Here is a 20094-nt window from a genome sequence, read left to right as displayed (position 1 = left end):
CGCCGTGTCCGCCGACGGGTTCCGCCCGCGGTGACTCGGCAACGACCGGGGCGACGGCGCCCGCGGGCCGTGGCGACGGCATGATCCAATGAAGCGCATGACTCTCCAGCGCATTGCCGCCGGCCTCCTGTTGCTGATCGGGCTGCTGGCGATGGCGGCCACCCGCACCTTCCCGTTCCTCGACGATCTCTCCGAACCGGCCGAGACGGCGGTCGCGATCGGCGGCGCGGCGTGCCTGCTGGCGGGGGTGTGGCTGTGGTTGCGCAAGCCGGCGGACCGCTCCTCGGTCGGCGACGGTGAGACCCCGTGACCGCGCGTGGACCGCGGGGGCAAAGGGCTGGTGTGCTCGGCGGGCGGTATCGGCTGAGGCGTCGGATACTGGGCCGATGACCAACCCCGACCTCGATCCCGAGCTCTACCCGCCGATCGACCCGCGTGAGGACGTACCGGACGACCCCGGCGAACTCCTCCCGGACACGCCGGGCGAGCTGCCCGAGGCCCCGGTCGAGCCGATGCCCGACGACGGGGAGCCCGGGGGCGTACCGGAACCGGCCTGACCGGCCGGTGCCGGGACATCCAGAAGATCGAGGACGGCACCGGGCACCCCTGGTGAGCGCGCCGGCTCAGTGGATGCGGCGACCGTGCGCGTCCGGCACGCCGGACTTGCGGAAGAAGTAGGTGTTGATCTGGTCCCGCCACTCGACGGCGCTGCGGTACTGCTCGTCGAGGCGCTCGGCCACCCGCTCGTGGACGGCGGGGCCGACCGCCCCGGCGAGGAGCCGCCACCGCTCCCGCATCGACGCCACCTCCTCGACCCCGGCGAAGTGCGTGTCGTAGATGTGCTGGATGACGGTACTGCCGCTGTGCAGCACGTGCCGGTACGGGACGTGATGGAAGAACAACAGCAGTTCGTCCGGGCAGCGCTCGCGTGACTCGTACACCTCCGACCACGGCGGCGGGTACTGGCCGGTGAAGCCGGTCCCGGTCGCCCGGGTCCGGTCCACCCCGACGCCGTCGCGGTCGGCGAAGTGGTAGGTGCCCCACGGGGTGTACTCGTAGCCGTCCACGTCCGGGCCGTAGTGGTGACCGGGCCGCACCATGAAGCCGACGCCGAGCGGGGCGGTGTAGCGCTCGTAGGTACGCCAGGAATCGTCCATGATCGCGTGCGTCGTCCGCCGCACCAGATCCGGATCGCCCGTGGTGACCGGCAGCCAGGTCAGGTCGATCCACTCGTCGAGGATCGCGGCGGGATCCAGCAGTGGGTCCCAGGCGAGCCGGCCGAAGGCGTACAGGTTCGCCTGGGCCAGCGGGTGCCCGGTCCAGAACGGGTCGTCGCCCACGTTGGCCACGGCGACCAGGCCGCCACCGGTGCCCGCCCGGCCGGCCGCCACGTCGGCGATCGTGCCGCCGGCCGCGCCCCGGGGCCGGAACCGCAGCACCTCGCTCCACCAGGGCGCGAGGTAGCAGACGTGCCGCTGCTGGCCGGTGTACTCCTGTGTCGCCTGCACCTCCACCGCCAGCCTGGTGGACGGCATCGCGGCGAGCACCGGGGACACCGGCTCGCGTGGCTGGAAGTCGATCGGGCCGAACTTCACCTGGACGATCACATTGTCGGCGAACCGTCCGTCAAGCGGCGCGAAGTGGTCGTGTGCGGCCCGGGCCCGGTCGGTCGACCGGTCCCGCCAGTCCTGGTGGTGGTCGTAGACGAACGCCCGCCAGCGCACCACGCCGCCGTGCGGGGCGAGCGCCTCGGCGAGCAGGTTCGCGCCGTCGGCGTGGTCGCGCCCGTACGCGAACGGGCCGGGCCGGCCCTCGGAGTCGGCCTTCACCAGATATCCGCCGAAGTCGGGGATCCGCCGGTAGACCCGCCGGGTGGCGGCGGCCCACCAGGCCCGTACCCGCTCGTCCAGCGGATCGGCGGTGGGCAGGCCGCCGAGGACCACCGGGGCGGCGAAGGTCACCGCCAGATGCACCCGGATGCCGTACGGGCGGAGCACCTCGGCGATCTCCGCGACGTCGCCGAGCCGGTCGGTCAGCAGTAGAGCCTCGGTGTCGTGCACGTTGACGTTGTTCACGGTGATCGCGTTGACGCCGCAGGCGGCGAGCAGGCGTCCGTAGTCGCGCAGCCGGGCGGGCTCGCGCCGGGCGGCGCCGTCGCGCCAGAACAGGGAACCACCGGCGTAGCCCCGCTCGACCTGCCCCGACACCGGGTGTACGGCCACGTTGTCCCAGTGGTCGAGCATCCGCCGGTCCAGTGCCGGCCGGTGCCGCCGCGCCGGAAGGTCGCGGTGGAAGGCCGCCGCGCCGAGCCGGAGGACGTGGAACATCCCGTACAACAGGCCGGCCGGCGCGTCGGCCAGGACCACTGTCACGCCGCTCACCCGTGCCAGCAGGTACCCCTCGTCGCCGAGGGAGCCGTCGCCGGTGCCGTTCACCGCCGGTGTCGCATCGAGCCGGGCCGTCTCCGCCGCCGCGTTCGGCACCGGGCCGGCCCCGCGCAGGGCCAGCACCAGGTCCGCGTCGACGGGCCACGGTGGACCGTGCCAGAGCCGCCCGCCGTACCGGGCGCAGGCCCGGCTCACCTCGTCGATGACGGTGTCGACCAGGGGCCCGTCGCCGTGCACCAGCACCGGCCGGGAGCCGAGTTCGCGGAACGCCGCAGGCGGTAGCCAGGCGGCGTGCCAGGCCGACTCGCCGCTGTCGGCCGACGCGCGGCCGGCGACCGGGACGCTCACGCGGTGAACTCCGCCCGGATGTCATCGATCATGGGGTCGCCGATCCGCAGCAGGGCCAGCACCAGGAGCGCGGCGAACAGGGCCAGCACCGCCTCGGAGAACACCGCGGTGACGCCGGCGGCGGCGGCCAGCAGCGCGACGTTGCCGACCGTCACGCCGGGCTTGCGCGCCAGGTAGTAGACGGCGAGCCGCAGCACGTCGCGGGTGCGGAAGGCGAACAGGGAGACGATCACCAGCGCGTTGACCCCGACCAGGATCACCCCCGCGCCGACCACCACAAGCGGCACGGCCCACCAGCCGGGGACGGCGGCGGCGGGCAGGTTCGCCAGGTTGACAGCGATGACTGCGAGCCACAGCAGCGTCGGCGCCCAGACGCGCAGCACGCCCGCCAGGTTGGCCCGGTAGGCCCGGCGGAACGCGGCGGCGGGACGGAGGTCGGTCAGGTCGGGGCGCTGGTGCCGCAGCGTGTGCAGCGCGGCCGAGACCGCCGGACCGAGCGGCAGCGCGGCGGCGGCGACCAGCGGGAGGTTGCTGCTGTCGCGGTCGAGCAGCACGAGCACAGCGAGGCCGGGCAGCACGCTTGCCAGGAGCAGCAGCTCGACCACGAGCAGGGTGTGGACCGTCGCGGCGGCCCGCGACAACGGCCCGTCGCCGAACTCCCGCAGCCCGCCGGTCGCGCGGCTCACGCCTGCTCCCCGGGCGGGTCGAGCAACCGGTCGTCGTCCCACCACGGCGGGGTCTCGTCCACCACCGGCGTCAGTTCGGCGAGGGTCACCTCGTGCCGGGCGAGGACGAGGTCCAGGTCGGCCCGCCCGGCCGCGACCGGCAGGGCGCGATGGGTACGGGCCGGCTCGGCCGCCTCGCGCAACGCGTCGAGCTGCCGGGGCCGGGGCGAGTGCGGGCCGCCCATCTCCCGCCAGGCGGCCCAGGCGTTGCCGGCGTCCTCGCTCACCGACGAGCGGAGCAGGAACGCCGACGTGGTGCCCGGCGGGCCGACCGGGACCGACAGCGACAGGGTGTGCCGCTCGGGCGCCGGCTCCCGGCCGGTGACGTCGACAGGGGCCCAGGCCAGCGCCGCGACCCGGCCGTCGGGGTGCCGGGTGACGAGGTGGTCCGGGCCGCGCGCGAGCACCTCGTCGCCGAGCCGGGCCATGAACGCGTACAGGTGGTAGGTGGGTTTCTTGATCTGCCGGTGGGTGAGCAGTCCGAAGCCGCCGTGCAGCGGCGCGGTGGGCACCCCCTCCTCCTCGAACACGTCGCTGAAGGTCCAGTAGGAGAAGGAGTCGACCAGGTCCCCGCCGCCGGCCAGCACCGGCGCGAGGTAGGCGGCGTGGAAGGCCGTGTCGTGGATCGGGTTGTCCGGCCGGTACGAGGAGTTGAACTCGGTGATGTGCACCGGACGGTCGGCCAGCGCGGTGCCGGCCAGGTGCCGGCGGGGTGCGGCGAACTGTTCCAGCAGGTCCGCGGCGGGGGCCAGGGTCTGCCGGGTGCCGAACGGCAGGTGCCGCGCCGGGCCGGAGGTGTAGGCGTGCCGGCTGACGAAGTCGACTGGCACGTCGCGGTCGGTGACGAACTCGGCGAACGGCTTGAGCCACTCGTCGGCGCCGGGGGAGAGGGCCGGGCCGCCGACCAGCAGCGCCGCGTCGACGTCCTTGACGGCGTGCGCCGACACCTCGTACAGGCGGTGGTAGGCGTCCTGGTCGGCGCCCTGCCAGAACGCCGTCAGGTTGGGCTCGTTCCACACCTCGATGGGCCAGCCGCGTACCTCGTCGAGGCCGTACCGGTCGACCAGGTGGGCCACCGTGGCGCGGACCAGGTCACCCCATTCGGTGTACGACCGGGGCGGCGTCACGTTGCCCCGCCACCAGAACACCGTCTGGTCGCCGGAGGCGAGCGCCGAGGGCATGAACCCCAGCTCCACGAAGGGCCGGATGCCCATGGCGAGGTAGGCGTCGACGACCTGGTCGACGTAGGTGAAGGCGTGCCGTACCCGGCGCTCGCCCTGGTAGGTGTAGGGGCGGTGCACGCCGACGCCGTCGCTGAGCAGCCCGTGCCCGCGGATGTGCCGGAAGCCGATGTCCCGCTGCACCAGCGCCAGCGAGTCCTGGTAGTCGCGTCGCAGGGCCAGGTCGAACCGGCCGGTGCCGACGCAGGTACGCCAGGCGTCGGTCAACCGGCCGGTGGGCCGCTCGGGAACGGTTTCGCGCATCGCCGGTCAGCCGTGGTTCTTGCGGTACCGGTCGTACGCCTTGTTGACCAGGTCGGTGTAGGCCTGCGCGTTCTTGCCCCTCAGCTCCGAGACGTAGGCGTCCCACTCGCTCAGCGGCCGCTGGCCGAGGGCGAACTTCAGCGTGTTCTGGGTGACGTGGTCCTTCAGCGCGGTCGCCCACAGCGTCGTCTGCTCCCGCTCCTCGTCACTGAGCGGCGCGGGTGGCGGAGTCACCCAGGACGCGGCCTTGCGGGCGTTCATCTCCTTCTGGAACTCCAGTTCCTCGGGCGAGAAGAACGACTGCACCAGGTCGAGCTTGCCCCCGTAGGCGAAGACGCCGTTGTAGAAGCCGAAGTCCTTCTGCAGGTGCTTGGTGCCCTTGGGGTTGAGGCCGATGACGTTGACGTCCGGGGCGAGGGTGCGCTTGCCCGAGCCGTCCTTGGCGTACGTGGTGCCCTCGACGCCCCACTTGGCGAACTCCTGGCCGGCGTCGGAATACCAGAGCCAGTCGATGAACTGCATCATGGCCACGAAGTTCTTGCCGTCCCGGGCCTTGCTGGAGATCATCACGCCGTTCTCCAGCCGGCTCGCCGGGTTGACCGGCCCGGCCGGCCCGACCGGGAAGAGGATCTTGCCGAGCCGGGCGGCGGGGTTGATCTTCGCGATGTCCGGGCGGTAGTCGTTCACCAGCGTCTGCGCGTTTGTGCTGATCACGAACGACTTGCCGCTGGCGAGCTTCTGACGGGCCTGGTCGTCGGTCTGGGTGAACGTCTCCGGGTCGAGGAGCCCTTCGGCGACCAGCTTGTGGAGGTACTCCACCACCTGCCGGTAGCCGTCCGAGGCGCCGGTGAAGACGTACTTCCCGGCCCCGGCGTCCCAGCTCGTCGGCTGGTAGTTCCAGCCGGCGCCGGGCAGGCCGTGCGCCAGGGCGAGCATGTTCAGCAGGTTGCCGGCCGGGTTGGGCTTGCCGAACCGGTCGGAGAACGGGATGACGTCCGGGTGGGCCGCCTTCATCGCCTTGAGCATGGCGTACACCTCGTCCCAGGTGGTCGGGGACGGGATCTTCAACTGCTCCAGCACGTCGGTGCGGACCGCGAGGGTGTAGTCCTGCCAGGGCTTCTCGTGCAGTCCGGGCAGCAGGTAGAACTTGCCGTCCTCCTGCCGGAGCGTGTCCATCTCCGGCTGGAGCTTCCACTTCTCGATCTTGTCCTTGAAGTGCGGCATCAGGTCGAGGTAGTCGCTGACCGGCAGGATGGCGCCGGAGGAGACGTACGAGTTCTCCTGCGGGTGGTAGGTCTTCGGGATGATCATCGGGGCGTCGCCGGAGCCGACCAGCACACTGCGCTTCTGCTCGTAGTCGCTCAGCGGCACGGCGACCGGGTCCAGCTTGACGTTCGTCCGCCCGGCCAGCTCGGTCCAGAACAGCCACTCGGGCTTCAGCGGGTAGTTCGGGTGGTTGTTGTAGAGGATCGAGAACGTGACCGGCTCGGTGGCCTTGAACTGGTCACCGATGCCGTACTTCTCCATCGCGCCCGCACGGTTGCGGTCGAGGTCCTTCTTGTCCGGGGTGTCGTCGCCGCAACCCGCCAGGGCGACGACGGCGGCCGCGCCGCTGGCGAGCAGTACCTGGCGCCGGGACAGCTGGGCCATGGGTTCTTCCTTCCGGTGGTGGGGGTGTGGTGCGGGCGGCTATCCCTTCACGGCGCCGAGCATGATCCCGGAGACGAAGTACCGCTGGATGAAGGGATAGACCGCGAGGATCGGCAGGATCGTCAGCACGATGGTCACGGACTGGATGGTGGCGGCGGACTGGACGATGTCGCCCGCGCTGCCGAGGCCGCCGCCGGTCTGCGTGGCGTCCGTCGCGCCCGCGATGAGGTTGCGCAGGTAGACGGTCACCGGGAGCAGGTCCTGACGGTCCATGTAGAGGAACGCGGCGAACCAGGAGTTCCAGAACGAGACGGCGTAGAACAGCACCATCGTGGCGACCATCGCCTTCGACAGCGGCAGGACGATCCGCAGCAGCGTGCCGTACGTGTTCAGCCCGTCGACGGCGGCGGCCTCCTCCAGCTCGACCGGCAGGCTCTCGAAGAACGCCTTCATCACCAGCAGGTTGAACACGTTTATGGCGTTCGGCAGGGCGATCGCCCACACGGTGTTCTTCAGCCCCAGGCTGGTGACCAGGACGTAGTTGGGGATCAGGCCGCCGGTGAAGAACATGGTGAACACGGCGATCCCGACCAGCGCGGTGCGGCCGCGCAGGTGTCTCTTCGACAGCACGTACGCGTAGCAGGTGGTCAGCACGACGGAGATGAGCGTGGCGACCACCGTGTAGAAGACGGTGTTGCGGTAGCTGACCCAGAACGTCGGGTCCGACGTCACCACCCGGTACGCGGTGAGGTTGAACCCCCGCGGCACGAGGTTCACCTCACCCGCGACGATGTACGCGTTGTCGCTGAGCGAGCGGGCCACGATGGTGAGGAACGGATACAGGGTCACCACCACGACGCCGGTCAGGACGACGGCGTTCACCACCTGGAAGACCCGGTAGCCCGCTGTGGGCCGGGGGCCACGCGGCCGGGTGGCCGGCGCCCTCGTGCGGGCGCGCGTGCTCACCACAGGCTCGTCCCCACCGTGCGCCGGGAGATCGCGTTCGCCGACAGCACCAGCGTCAGCCCGATCACGGACTCGAACAGGCCGATCGCTGCGGCGTAGCTGAGGTTCCCCGAGACGATGCCCACCCGGTACAGGTACGTCGAGATGACGTCCGCCGTCGGGTAGGTGAGCGGGTTGTACAGCAGCAGGATCTTCTCGAAGCCGACGGCCATGAAGGTGCCGATGTTGAGGATCAGCAGTGTGACCATCGTCGGCCGGATCCCCGGCAGCGTCACGTGCCAGGTCTGCCGCCACCGGTTGGCGCCGTCGATGCGGGCCGCCTCGTACAGGTCGCCGTCGACAGTGGTGAGCGCGGCGAGGTAGAGGATGGTGCCCCAGCCGACGGTCTGCCAGACCTCGGAGGAGACGTAGATCGTCCGGAACCAGCCGGCCTGCTGCATGAACGGGACCGGCTCGCCGCCCACGGCGCGCAGCATCTGGTTCACCGCGCCGTCCACCGACAGCAGCTGGAGGACCATGGCGGCCACGATCACGATCGACAGGAAGTGCGGCAGGTAGGACACCGACTGGACGAACCGCTTGAGGGCGCGGTTGCGTACCTCGTTGAGCAGCAGCGCGAGCACGATCGGCAGCGGGAAGCAGAACACCAGGGTCAGCGCGCCGAGCACGAGCGTGTTCGTGAACACGTTCCAGAAGGTCGGGTCGGTGAAGAACAACCGGAAGTACCGCAGCCCGGTCCAGTACTCGCCGAAGAGGCTGCCGCCCGGCTGGAAGCGCCGGAACGCGATCACGTTGCCGAGCATCGGCAGGTAGCGGAACGTCAGGAAGAACAGCAGCGGAAGGACTGCGAGCGAGTAGAGCTGCCAGTCCCGGCGCAGGGCCCGCCGCCAGGGCGTACGACGACCGCGCGGGGTCGGGGATGCCAAGCTCATCCTCCCCACTGACCGTCGGCCGGAACTTTCCGGTAATGCGCTGTAAGCTTTTCGGAAATTTATGGGTATCGTTATCTTCGTGTCAAGAGCGTCGATTGATATCTCCCTCGACCAGCTCCGTCGCTACTCGCCGGACGTCGTCGAACCCGCCGACTTCGACCGGTTCTGGCTCGCCACCCTCGCCACCGCCAGGGCCACCCCGGTGCTCGTCGACGCCCGCCCCGAACCCACCTGCCTGCGGCTGGTCGACGTGTGGGACGTGACGTTCGCCGGCTTCGCCGGCGAACCGGTCCGGGCCTGGTACACCCGTCCCGCGGGGGTGTCCACGCCGCTGCCCGCCGTGGTGGAGTACCCCGGCTACGGACGCGGCCGGGGCCTGCCGGGCGAGCGGCTCACCTGGCCGGTGGCCGGTTACGCCCACCTGCTGGTGGACAACCGGGGGCAGGCCGGACTGTTCGGCCATGGCGACACCCCGGACCCGCACGACGCGCCCGGCGGGCCCAGCCCGGCCACACGGGGGATCCTGTCCCCGGACGACTACCACTACCGCAGGCTGATCACCGACGCGGTCCGCGCGATCGACGCCGTCCGCGCACTGCCCGGGGTGGACCCGGACCGCGTCGCCGCGGTGGGCAACAGCCAGGGCGGCGGACTCGCGCTCGCGGCGGCGGGCCTCGTCGGCGGCCTCGCCGCGCTCCTGGTCACCGCCCCGTTCCTGTGCGACATCCAGCGCGCCATCGAACTCACCGGGGCTTCCCCCTACGGCGAGATCGCCGGTTACCTGGCGGTGCACCGCGAGGCCGAGGAGTCGGTCCGGCACACCCTGTCCTACGTTGACGGCGTCGCCTTCGCCCGGCGGGCCACCGCCCCGGCGCACTTCGGGATCGGCCTGCGGGACGAGGTCTGCCCGCCGAGCACCGGCTTCGCCGCCTACAACCAGTACGCCGCCGCGAGCGGATCGGCCACGCCGCCACGGGAGATGCACACGTACCCGTTCAACGGCCACGAGGGCGGGGAGGCCTTCCACGTCCGGCGGCAGCTGCGCTGGCTCGACGCGGTGATCCGTTCCGCCGCGACGGCCGCCGGCTGACGGGCACACCGGCGAGGCCCGCGACATCTACCATCCTGATCATGATCTCGACCGTGTGGCGGCTGCTCACCCGCCAGATCGACCCCAACCTGGCGCAGGACGACGCGGTGCTGCGCGAGGCGTGCACGCAGGCGCGGTACGGCTCCGACATCGGACCGGCCCGGAAGGCCCTGGCCGCCACGCGGGACGACTACGACCGCCGGGCACGGTACGTCCGTGTGCTGGCCGAGTCGACAGCCGGCGGGCTCGGATCCCGGATCGACAAGACGACCGGCCGGGTCGACACCACCGCCGCCTGGACCGATCGCTGGGCCTCGCGCGCGCCCGCCGACCCGGACGCCCAGCTCGTCCGTGCTCGTTCCCTGATGGCCCGGGCGTGGGAGGTGCGCGGCGGCGACTGGGCCGCCGGCGTACGTCCGGAGCAGTGGGCCGAGTTCCGCCGCCTGCTGGGCCTGGCCCGGCAGGTGAACGATCTCGCGATGCGGCTCGCGCCGGACGACCCCACGCCGTGGGCGCACCGGCTGGACCTCATGATCGACCAGAGTGCGCCACTGGAGGACGTCGAGGAGACGTGGCGCGAGCTGACCAAGCGGGATCCCCGGCACCATCAGGGCCACGTACTCAGGCTGACCTACCACTGCCGGAAGTGGAGCGGCTCGCACGAGGCGATGTTCGGCTTCGCCCGCTCGGTCGCCGCCACGGCGCCCACGGGCTCGCCACTGCTCGTGCTGCCGGTGCGGGCCGCCGCGGAGTGGGCACTGTGGGAGCAGGATCGCGAACCCGAAGGCGGCACCGCCGACGAGATCAGCGAGCGGTGGCGGCAGGATCCGGTCATGCGATCGGATCTCGACAACGCGCTGTCCCGGTGGTTCCACCAGCCGGCCACCCGGCACGCCGACTGGCTCGACGACGCGAACTTCCTGGCGTACGGACTGGCGCGCACCGGCCGCGACGCCGAGGCCGCACCGGTGTTCGCGTCGATCGGCCGGTACGTGACAGGCGTTCCGTGGGCGTGGTGGGGCGACGAGCGGGGCGACACCGTCTTCCTCCGCGCCCGTCGCCGCGCCCGCCGCGCCGCCTGACCGCCTACGACGGGGACGTCTCGTCGACTGGGACGTCTCGGCCGCGCTGTCCGCCGTTCACGAGATCTCCGGCACCCGCGTGCGTACCGTCAGGACGCTGCTCGCCCAGTCCGGTGCCGCGGCGGGCGGGCGAACCGCCTCGCGATGAAGGGCGGTCATCCCCAGCCGGTCGAGGATGCCGGTGAACGACCCGGAGCGGCTCGGGCTCGAATCGACGGCCCTCTGGGTGCCCAGCGCGCCGAGGTGGAACGACGTGGCCGGGAACTCCTCCTCCGACACGAGCAACTGCAGGTAGTCGCGCGTCTCGGCCCCGGGCTCGACGGCGCGGTCCTCGGGCAGTTGAAAGGCGACCAGGCCACCGTCGAAGGCCGCACCGCAGTTCCCGGGTGCGATGATCCGGCCGGGGAACAGGTGCGGGTGGACGGCGTGCCGGTCGGTCAGGTCGAGCAGGACGCAGTAGAGCGGCCGGTCACTGGTGTTTCGGAGCCGGATGAAGACCATCGGTGGCGCCCACCGGTCGCCGGCGCGGGCGTACGTCAGCAGGACGGCCCCGTCGTCGCCGGGCTTGTACGGCGCCCGGTCGCGCGGTGCGCTGATCTCGCCCGGTTCCGCCGCCACCACCTCGATCTTGACCGCGTCGGCGAGCCGGGAGACCGGGTTCGCCAGGTTCCGGATGGTGCGCCAGCGGGCCAGGTGCTCCAGCCGGTCCACGACCGTGTGCACGTCGGCGCGGGTCAGGTCGTCCGTCAACGGCGTACCGTCGAAGGAGAGAACGCGAATGCGGCCGCCGCCGGTGGAGACCCTCAGATCGGGCATCGTCTCCGAGCCGTCGAGCGGGACCACCCGCAGATGCGGTGAGGGGGACCCGCCGGGCCCCGCGTTCCGCATCGCCTCGATGACGGCGCGGGCGGTTTCCGGCTCGTCCCGGCTCGTCCCCCCGACCGCCACCGTGACCGCGGGCATCGGCACCCGGGAGAGCACCACGTCGTACTGGCGACCGGTGTCGGGCGTCCAGCCGAGGGGTTCGACGACGCTGACCTCGGTCCGTACGCGGGTCACTCGCGCTTCGCGTACCGGGTTCTCGAGGTGTACGGCGACCCGCACGTCGTCGCCGGCCGCGGCCTTGATCCCATGGATCGACCCGGCGTTGATCTCCCAACTGCCACGCTTGAACCGCATGACGAGCGCGCCCGCCGGCGCCCGGAACGCGCCACCGAGAAAGGGCTGGTCGACGATGTCGTGGTCAGCCGGGTACAGCGTCGGCACCTGACGGTCCCTGGCGTTCTCGACGGCGCACCGGGCGGCGACCATCAGTTCGCGGTAGGTGGCACCGGGGCCCAGCCGCTCGATGGCGTCGAGCAGGCCGAGGGTGAAGATGCCGTTGCGCCGGTTCCACGGCCCGGTCTCGTACGCCTGCTGTTCGTCGCGGCACGCCGTGAGCGCCACGTGGTCGACGCCGGCCTGGTCCGGACCGACGTCTCGGCTACCGGCGGCGAGGTCGCCGCCGAGGGCGGCATCGTTCGTCGCGGCGACGAGCTCCGGTAGCAGCGACTCCAGCGCAGGCGGGCGCGTGGCGGGCTCGGCCCAGCGAGAGGCGACCGGCGCGATCCGGATCACCTCATCCGTCTGCGGGTCGGTGCTGGGGCCGGTCCTGGTGGCACCGGCCGAGTGGCAACTGTCGAGGACGACGGCGACGTGCGCGCCGCGGGCCGCGACCTCCGATATCAGCACCCGGAGTTCGCAGTCGAGGAGATCGGGCGGTGCGGTCCCGCCGGCCCGGCTGTCGTGGCACACGAGCGTCTGGCACCAGCCGCTGGGCTCCCGATACCACAGCTCCGGCGGCAGGGGCGAGCGTGAGCCGTGCCCGCTGAACCAGAACAGGGCGGTGTCGCCGGGGCCGGCCTGGCCCAGGTGCTCGCGGAACACCGCGACGACCGCCGCCCGGGTCGCCTGCTCGTCGAGCAGCGTCCGGACGTGCGCCTTCGGGCCGGATCCGAACCGGGCGTCGAGGAGCTGTTCCACCCGCCCGACGTCGTTGTGGCACCCGGAGAGCCGGCTCAGCCCGGGTGCCCGATACGAGTTGATGCCGACCAGCAGCGCGTACAGCGACGACACGGAGTTCCCGCCCTTCCCGATCCGCCGAGCGATTCGTCGGAGGTGACACAGGTATCTGACGGACCGGCCGCCCCGGTGACCGCCGACGATCTCGTTGCACAGAATCGCCACTGGTGCAAGACCCCACATCGGGGACAGGTGGACGTCGGAGGGGCATTTGTCGAGTTGGTTCACGACCCGTCGCCGGATGACCCTCCGGCGACGCGGGCCGGCCCCGCCGCCGGGTCCGACCGATGTGGAGCGATCCACTGAAGAGACTGAATGTGGCTCCCCGGGCCCAGCGGTGCGGCCGCGTTGTCGCGTGACGCCCCGTACCGGGGGCAGGCTGTGTCCGTCCGATCCCGCCGGCCGTGGCGCGATCGGAGACCATCCCTGACGAATCTGCTCTGGAAGGAGCCGCAGTGGGTGCTTCGGCAGTGCGGTCCCAGCAACGGGACGCGACCCGGATGCCCGTCGCTCGCCGGGCTCCCGCGCCCGGCGCGTCGCGGCAGGTCGCACCGCTTTCGCCGGCCGGCCTGGACCCGCGGGTCGACGCGGAGCTGACCCGGCTCGCCGCCCACGCCGTCGAGGCGATCGAGGAACGGATCGGGCGGGGCGAGTCCGCGGCCGAGGTGGTGGCCGACGTCCTCGCCACCGTCTTCGGGCGGGGGAGCGTGGCAACCGATGTCGAGCAGGCCGGCACGGACCCGGGCGAAACGGTGCTGGATGTGCTGAGCGGGCGTGTCGACGTGGACCGGATCGCGGCCGCCGCACTGAAGATCGTCGGCGCCAAGGCGGGGCCCGGCCCGGTCGCCGGCTGACGTGGTGGTCAGGCGGACACGGCCGGCGGTCGGCCGTCGCCTACCGGCCGTGGTGGCTGACCCCGGCCCACGCGGCGACCTCGGCGTATCCCGCCTCGCCCGCCTCCGCGCGTAGCTGGTCAGGCATCGAGTGCGGCGCCGTGCGGCCGCCGTCGAGCATCCACAACTGGGCGCGGCGCAGCGCGTCCGCCGGGGGCAGCCCTTCCCGCCGGAAGTGCGAGGTCATGAAGGCGAGCAGCGGCGCCGAGGAGCCCGGCGCCGGCCATCCGGCGGCGAACACGGTACGGGCGCCGCCGACCAGGTACGCCGTCGCCGCCGCGAACGCCGGGTCGTCGGCCCCGGCGACCTCGGCCCCGCCGGGGCGGGGCGGCAGTGTGACGACGTCCGCCCCGACGGGCCGCGTCAGGATCGCGTGCGGCGTCAGGCCGGCGTCGCCTGTCACCTCGGCACCGGACGCCACCGGCCCTCGCCAGGCCAGCTCGCACAACAGCCGGGCGGAGACGATGTACGAGAGGGCGGCCTCCCGCACGGCGTACCGGCCGTCCGGGGCGCGGGCGGCCTGCCAGGGCACCGCGGCCAGCGCTCCGGGCGCGACGAGCGTCAGCCGCGCCGGGCGGCCCGGATCCGGGGCGCGGCCCAGGGCGTGCAGCAACGGGCCCATGGCTGCCCGCCACGCCCACTCGCCCGTCTCCGCGGAGCACGGCCCGGCCGCCGGCGGCACGGTGAGCGCCGGCAGCTCAAGCGAGAAGGGCGCTTCCTCGCGCGGCACGACGACGGCGAGGCCGCCACCGCTGCCGTCCTCGGGCAGCAGATGGACGAGCGCGTCCCGGCCCAGCGCTGCCAGTGCCGCGCGGATCTCGTCGAAGCTCGTCGGGCCGAGCAGGCGACCGACGGCAGGTGTCGCGGAACTCGTCAGCGCGGCGGTGGCACGCGCGGCGCGTCGTGCCCCGGCGACGTCCAGGACGCCGTCCACGGCCGTCCAGCCCGCGGCGAGGTCGGGCTCACCGGCTGCGGTCAGCAGCTCCGGAACGGTAGCGGCCACCGTCGCCGCGTACAGGAGCATGTCGCGGCCGGTGTCCAACGCCGTCCCGGCGGCCTGGACGTCGTTCTGGGCCAGGCACCAGCGTGCCACCTCCGCGGCCGTCGTCGCCCCGTCCCGCGCGATCGTGACGGCGTCCTCCGTACCGCTGCCCAGCAGCACCTGGTACGCGTACCCGGACAGGCCACGCAGGCCCACGTCGCAGGCGGCGCGGGCGCTACCCGCTTCGAGGTGTGCGTGAGCCAGGGCGTGTGCGGCCGGCGCGAAGACCGGGTGGCCCGGCTGGGCCGCCTCGCGCACCGCAGCGGTGAGCTGGTCGACCGCCCGGGTGAGCGCGGTGTCGTCCCGGCCGACCCGGTGGGCCAGCGTGAGCGCGTGGCCGAGCACCATCCGTACGGCGGGCAGCCGCGGGTCGTCCTCGGTAGCGACCCGGACGGCGCCGGCCAGGTCGTCGATGCCACGGCGCAGCAGGTCGAGGTCCTGGCCGGTCTGGGCCTGCGCGACGAGCCGGCAGCCGTCGGCGATCAGCCGAGCCACGTCGTCGGCGGGCGTGGCGGCGTCATCGGAGGCCGGGGGCGGGCCGGCGGCGATGGTCGAGAGCAGGCCGTCGAGCTGAGCCTTGTTCTGCTTGACGTGCTCAAGGAGGTCGGCCACACCCGGGTGGTCAGCGGGCGTGCGGTCGAGTGCCTCGCGCATGCTCCGGAGCGCCTCCTCCGCCGATCGGAGGTCCTGCCGTTGCGCCGCGTCGATCAGCCGGGCCGAGGCCTCCAGGAACTCGCCGGTCGACGCATGCTGTCCGTGCTTCCACAGCTCCCTGCGGGTCGACCGGGCCTGATCGAGCAGATCCTCCACGGCGGCTCGATCGTCGGGGGCGGCGATCTGCGCCGCCAGCGCCGCCTTCATGAACGGCAGCATCGCGGCGTGAGGGCTGTCGGGCGGAACGCTGATCGACGAGAGCCGCGTCAGCGTGCCCTCAAGGTCATGGGCGGGTCCCCCGCGCAGGGCGCCGGCCAGGTCGGTCATGACGCCCAGCATGGCGCGGTCACCGGGACTCGACGGGTCGTCCTCGGCCTCGTCGAGAATCCGCTGGAGCGGCCCGACGTCACCGGGCGCGCCGAAGGCGGCCTCCTTGGCTCGCTGGGCGGCCAGCACCCGTGCCACCTGGGCGCGGTCGGCGGGGCTGCCGCCGGCCGCCGCGAAGTCCGACTCGGCGCGCGCGAGTGTCTCCGGCCGGCGGTCGTGCTGATGGAGACGGGCGTACGCCATGGCGCGGGCGAGCCGGTCACCCGACTCGGTGAAATGGTCGATGGCGTCGGGGAGGTCGTCGATCGACATGCCGACGATCACGTTCAACAGGTGCTCGCCGTCCATCTCCGGTACCGGCCTTCCGGTGCGTCGCCCTCGGCCCGCGACAGAACCGGGCCACATCCGTTCCTGACGGACAGCGGGGCGCCCGCCGGGTCACGGCTGCGCGAACCGCCACCCCACGCCGTAGCCGCGCCCCTGTCGCAGCCGCCGGAACTCCGACACGACGTCACCCGCGCCGTCCACGCTGAGCCGGTCGTGCCGGCGGTCCGGATCGTCGAGCAGCCCCTGCGGCAGCCCGTCGATCCGCCACAGCGCGGCGGGTTCGCGACCGGCGAAGCGGACCCGCACCAGTCCGTAGTCGCAGGGATCCAGCGGAGTGATCACGTAGCGGTCGCGGATCCGCTGCCCGGGCGCCACCCGGAAGTGCATGCACAGCTTGTGGTTCCGGTCGGCGCTCAGCGTCTCGGGCAGGGCGAGCCGGACCTCGAAGTGGCGGTTGCCGTTGCCCCGTTCGACGCTGCGGATACGTGCGCCGTAGAGCACGTCGATGCGGAGGTCGGCGCCGTCCGAGCTGTCGGTGTCCGGGCGGGGCAGGTCGAGCCGGACGACGATCTCGTCGAGATCCCGGGTGGCGACGATGGTCCGGGCCTCGTACAACTCCGGCGTCGGGGTGTCGAGCCGCAGCAGCGCCTCCAGCGACCGGACCCGCCACCCGGAGTCGAGATCCCCCGCGAGGCGCGTCGCCCAGTCGGCCTCCGCCGCCGCGGCCAGCAACTCGGTCACCTGCTCCGAACGGCGCCGGGCGGTCCGCATCTCGTATCTCTGCTCCCGGCCCAGCTGAGCCTGCCGGGTGGTCAGGTCGGCGTAGGCGTGCTCGGTGTCGAGGGCGTAGGTCAGCTCGACCACACGGACCAGGTCCGCCGGCAGGTCCCGGGCCAGCGAGAGCAACGTCCGCCCGACCCGCTCACGCACCACCCGGTCCGGGTCGGTCGGCGTGGTCCCGCTCAGCTCGTGCAGCCGTGGTCCCACGAGCCGGCCCAGTGACGCGCTCAGCAGGCCCCGCCGCCGGCGAAGTTCAACGAGTTCCCGGTGGAGCTCGTCCTGAAGGGACACGACCGCCTCCCCGGTCCGTCAGTAGTCGTCAACCGGAACCGTACTCTGTGGGGTCACGTTGGCTCAGGTACCCGATGACGCGCTGCGTACGCTCGTCGACTCGGCATCGGCAGCGATGACGACGGTCGGCCAGGCGGACAGCGGGCCGTGGCGCTTCACCCGCTGCTGGCTGCGCCTGGTCGCGTTCGACCAGCACGGCCGGCGGCCGGACGACCTGTCGGCGGCTCTCGCGGACTTCGACATGCTTCCCGAAGACCTGCCGGGGCGGTGCAAGCTCGCGCAGATCCTGGTCAACGCCATCCTCCGCTCGGGACGTTTCACCGCGCACCTCGAACGAGCGGTCGCGTTGTGTGAGATCGCCGCCGCCGACCCGCACCCCCTGCCGGAGGCGGAGCTGGGCGCGGCGGTCGTGCGGTCCACCGCCCTGGCACGGGCGGTGGCGGACAGCGCGCCCGGGGTCACTCCCCGGGGAGCTCTCGCCGAGGTGGAGCGGCTGGCCCGTGTCGTGGGCGATCGGCAGCCGTACGCGCAGATGGTCGAGCACACGCGTGTCTGCCTCAGCTTCCTCCTCAGTGCGCTGGAGGGTAATCCGGCACGGGTGACGGAGTCGTCGGCAGACCTGGAACGTTCGATCGAGTTCGTGCTCGGCCTGATGCCCGACCGCGAGGATGCGAAAGTGCGGCTCGCGGCGGTCAAGGGCTTCCTCGAACTCAACGTGGCGGCGGCCCGCGGCGACCTGGCGGCCATGTGGCCGGCCCTGGACCGGGCGGAGGAGGCCGCGTCGTCGCTACCCGCCGCCGAGCCCCTGCGGCACGGTCTGCGCGCCGCCCGGATGCAGATGGAAGCGTTGCGGGAGATGACGAGTCCCGCCAACACGGGCACCGCCCCGTGGCGGAGCGATCCGACCGGCCCGGAGCAGCACGAGCAGCTCGCCGCGTTGCGCGCGCTCGCCGAGCAGCCCGGCCAGCCGCCGCACGAACGCGCGATGCACCTGCATGCGCTGGGGTTCGCGGAGTTGGCTCACGGGATTGACAACAGGAGCCTGCTGGACGCCGCGATCAGCGACCTCCGCGCGGCAGTGGACCTGGTGCCGGACCATGACCCGAGGCGGGTGCCGTACCTGGCGAGCCTCGGCACCGCGTACCTGCGCCGAGTCGAGAAACTGGCACGCCGCGCGGATCTCACCGAGGCCATCCGGCTGCTCGAACAGGGACGCGAACTGGCCGGTTCTAACCAGCACCAGCAGTGGACGCGGTTGTCCAACCCGTTGGCGCACGCGTACCGGATGGCCGGCGACAAGCGGCGGGGCCGGGAGGTCGCGCTCGCCGGGCTGCGCGGGCACGCCTGGAACGTGTTGCTGACGGGCAGCATCAGCGACGCCGACGCGGCCGCGCGGAACGCCGCGGACGACGCGCTCGACGTCGCGGCGTGGTGCCTCGCCGACGACGATCCGGGATCCGCGGCGCTGGCGCTGGACGCCTGTCGCGCGCTGATCCTCTACACGGCCACCGAGACCCGTGACCTCGGCGCGCGCCTGGCCGGTGCCGGCCGGGCCGGCCTCGCCGCACGCTGGCGCGACGCCGTCGCCGAGACCGAGCCCGAGCTCGTGCCGGGCGAGCTGCGCCGCGAGGTCATCGCGGCACTGGCCGGGATCGCCATCACCGAGGACGGCACGACGACGGTCGCGCCCGACGCCGCGGCGACGCGGCTGCTCGCCCCGCCCGACCTCGACGAGATGCGGGCGGCGCTGACCGGACTGGGTGCCGACATGCTCGTCTATCTGATGCCCGGTGACGAGAAGTCGGGTGCGGTGGTGATGGTGCCACGCGCGGAGCCGCCGAGTTGGTTCCCGTTGGCGACGCTGAGCAAGCAGGGCACGGCAGGCTTCGACGCGTTCCTCACCGCGACCACAGCCGAAAGCCTCGCCGGCCGGGTGGCGGTGGCCGGATCGTGGTCCGAGGCCGCCGGGACGGCGCGCAAGACCCTCGACGACGTCTGCGACTGGGCGTGGACGGCCGCGATCGGTCCGCTGCTGGAACGGTGCCCGCAACCGGCGGACGGACGTGCGCCGCGCCTCGTGCTGATCCCGGTGGGCGAGCTGGCCCGCATTCCCTGGCACGCCGCCCGCCACGTGACGGACGAGGGAGTGCGGTACGCGATCGAGGACGCGGTGTTCTCGTACGCGCCGTCGGCACGTCTGCTGTGCGACCTGGCCTGGCGTGCACCGGTACCGCTGTCCGACTCCGGCCTGGTGGTGGGCGACCCGGACACGGCGGGCGCCGCCGCGGACCTGCCGGCGGCCCGGGCCGAGGCGCAGGCGGTGCGGGAGCGGTTCTATCCGCGCGCCCGGTATGTCGGCCGCACCCCGGACGGAGGTGCCGCCGACGGCGGGGTGGGCACCCGGGCGGACCTGCTCGGGTGGCTCGCCGACGAGCACGCCGGCGCCATGCTGCACCTGGCCTGCCACGGCGTGGTACGCCCCGGCCGTACCGGGGCCGACACGTCCTACCTCCTGCTGGCCGGTGGGGAGCGGATGTCGGCCGAGGAGATCGTCCGGTTCGCCCCGGCCCGTTCCATCGCCCTGGCGGTGCTCGCCGCGTGCGGCAGCGGCGTCTGCGGCCGCGCCGACGACGAGGCGTTCAGCCTGAGCACCACGCTGCTCGCGAACACCGCCAGCGCTGTCGTCGGTGCCCAGTGGAGCGTGCCGGACGCCGCCACGTCGGTGCTGATGTACATGTTCCACCACTACCTGCGTCGCGAGGGTCTCGCGCCGGCCGATGCCCTCCGCGCGGCCCAGCGGTGGATGATCTCCGATACGCGTCAGGTGCCCGCCGAGATGCCCGAGGTGCTGCGCGCGGCGCTCGGCCGGACCACGACGGCCGATCCGGTCGGCTGGGCCGCGTTCGTCCACTTCGGGCGCTGAGGCCGGCGGCTGGCCGTCAACTGGCCACAGAGTCGGCCGGGCGATGACCGGCGGACGACCGGCGGCGACCCCACGATTGATCTGTCATTCGTGGGGTGAGCTGCCTGACCGGCCGACCGGCTGCCAGCGCGC

Annotated in this window: 15 protein-coding genes; 6 read left to right on the top strand and 9 right to left on the bottom strand. The window is 72.7% G+C overall.

Translation table 11 applies throughout. The annotated features are described in order from the left end of the window. Positions 1-97 precede the first annotated feature (97 nt). Positions 98-310, top strand: a complete 213-nt coding sequence (locus ACGFIA_RS06680) for a hypothetical protein (protein WP_357387253.1) — start codon at positions 98-100, stop codon at positions 308-310. A gap of 76 nt (positions 311-386) precedes the next feature. After that, positions 387-557: a hypothetical protein gene (locus ACGFIA_RS06675; protein WP_184686617.1), complete on the top strand. Its 171-nt coding sequence runs from the start codon at positions 387-389 to the stop codon at positions 555-557. 66 nt (positions 558-623) lie between these two features. On the opposite strand, the gene ACGFIA_RS06670 is transcribed toward ACGFIA_RS06675, so the two are convergent. The 6 genes from ACGFIA_RS06670 to ACGFIA_RS06645 are packed head-to-tail and all read right to left on the bottom strand — an operon-like array spanning position 624 to position 8492. Further along, a complete protein-coding gene (locus ACGFIA_RS06670) occupies positions 624-2735 on the bottom strand; it encodes an alpha-glucuronidase (protein WP_357468010.1) in 2112 nt (703 codons plus the stop codon). Beyond that, positions 2732-3421, bottom strand: coding sequence for a hypothetical protein (locus tag ACGFIA_RS06665; RefSeq protein ID WP_357468007.1), 690 nt, complete (start codon positions 3419-3421; stop codon positions 2732-2734). The genes ACGFIA_RS06670 and ACGFIA_RS06665 overlap by 4 nt, the downstream gene beginning before the upstream one ends. Beyond that, positions 3418-4944, bottom strand: a complete 1527-nt coding sequence (locus ACGFIA_RS06660) for a xylan 1,4-beta-xylosidase (RefSeq protein ID WP_357387247.1) — start codon at positions 4942-4944, stop codon at positions 3418-3420. Before ACGFIA_RS06660 ends, ACGFIA_RS06665 begins: the two co-directional genes overlap by 4 nt. Positions 4945-4950: 6 nt before the next feature. After that, the gene (locus ACGFIA_RS06655; RefSeq protein WP_357468004.1) at positions 4951-6594 is read right to left on the bottom strand and encodes an extracellular solute-binding protein; all 1644 of its coding nucleotides are present in this window, start codon (positions 6592-6594) and stop codon (positions 4951-4953) included. Between the two features lie 39 nt (positions 6595-6633). After that, entirely contained in the window at positions 6634-7560 is a 927-nt protein-coding gene (locus ACGFIA_RS06650; RefSeq protein WP_357387243.1) for a carbohydrate ABC transporter permease, read from the bottom strand. After that, complete coding sequence (locus ACGFIA_RS06645) at positions 7557-8492, bottom strand: ABC transporter permease subunit (protein ID WP_357387241.1); 936 nt, start codon at positions 8490-8492, stop codon at positions 7557-7559. The genes ACGFIA_RS06650 and ACGFIA_RS06645 overlap by 4 nt, the downstream gene beginning before the upstream one ends. A 61-nt stretch (positions 8493-8553) precedes the next feature. On the opposite strand from ACGFIA_RS06645, the gene ACGFIA_RS06640 reads away from it, so the two are divergent. Both ACGFIA_RS06640 and ACGFIA_RS06635 read left to right on the top strand, forming a co-directional pair. Beyond that, the gene (locus tag ACGFIA_RS06640; protein WP_393258988.1) at positions 8554-9582 is read left to right on the top strand and encodes an acetylxylan esterase; all 1029 of its coding nucleotides are present in this window, start codon (positions 8554-8556) and stop codon (positions 9580-9582) included. Positions 9583-9623: 41 nt separating this feature from the next. Further along, positions 9624-10664 carry a DUF4034 domain-containing protein gene (locus tag ACGFIA_RS06635; protein ID WP_357467994.1) on the top strand — a complete coding sequence of 347 codons (1041 nt, stop codon included), beginning with the start codon at positions 9624-9626 and terminating at the stop codon, positions 10662-10664. A 57-nt stretch (positions 10665-10721) separates the two neighbouring features. Here ACGFIA_RS06635 and ACGFIA_RS06630 read toward each other — a convergent pair whose 3' ends face one another. Next, complete coding sequence (locus tag ACGFIA_RS06630) at positions 10722-12779, bottom strand: caspase family protein (protein WP_357387235.1); 2058 nt, start codon at positions 12777-12779, stop codon at positions 10722-10724. Between the two features lie 401 nt (positions 12780-13180). Between ACGFIA_RS06630 and ACGFIA_RS06625 the strand changes: the two genes are divergently transcribed. Next, positions 13181-13579, top strand: a complete 399-nt coding sequence (locus tag ACGFIA_RS06625; protein WP_393258985.1) for a hypothetical protein — start codon at positions 13181-13183, stop codon at positions 13577-13579. A 40-nt stretch (positions 13580-13619) separates the two neighbouring features. Here ACGFIA_RS06625 and ACGFIA_RS06620 read toward each other — a convergent pair whose 3' ends face one another. Beyond that, positions 13620-15989: a CHAT domain-containing protein gene (locus ACGFIA_RS06620; protein ID WP_357387231.1), complete on the bottom strand. Its 2370-nt coding sequence runs from the start codon at positions 15987-15989 to the stop codon at positions 13620-13622. A 90-nt stretch (positions 15990-16079) separates the two neighbouring features. Then, on the bottom strand, positions 16080-17039 hold the full coding sequence (locus ACGFIA_RS06615) for a hypothetical protein (protein ID WP_357387229.1): 960 nt from the start codon (positions 17037-17039) through the stop codon (positions 16080-16082). A 58-nt stretch (positions 17040-17097) separates the two neighbouring features. Here ACGFIA_RS06615 and ACGFIA_RS06610 point away from each other — a divergent pair, with 58 nt between their 5' ends. Next, complete coding sequence (locus ACGFIA_RS06610; protein WP_393258983.1) at positions 17098-19962, top strand: CHAT domain-containing protein; 2865 nt, start codon at positions 17098-17100, stop codon at positions 19960-19962. The last annotated feature ends 132 nt before the right edge of the window (positions 19963-20094 follow it).

The sequence above is a fragment of the Micromonospora sp. NPDC049203 genome, from assembly GCF_043197215.1.
Taxonomy (GTDB): domain Bacteria; phylum Actinomycetota; class Actinomycetes; order Mycobacteriales; family Micromonosporaceae; genus Micromonospora.
The sequence above is the reverse complement of the archived record's forward strand: the minus strand, read 5'-3'. Positions and strand labels throughout refer to the sequence as shown.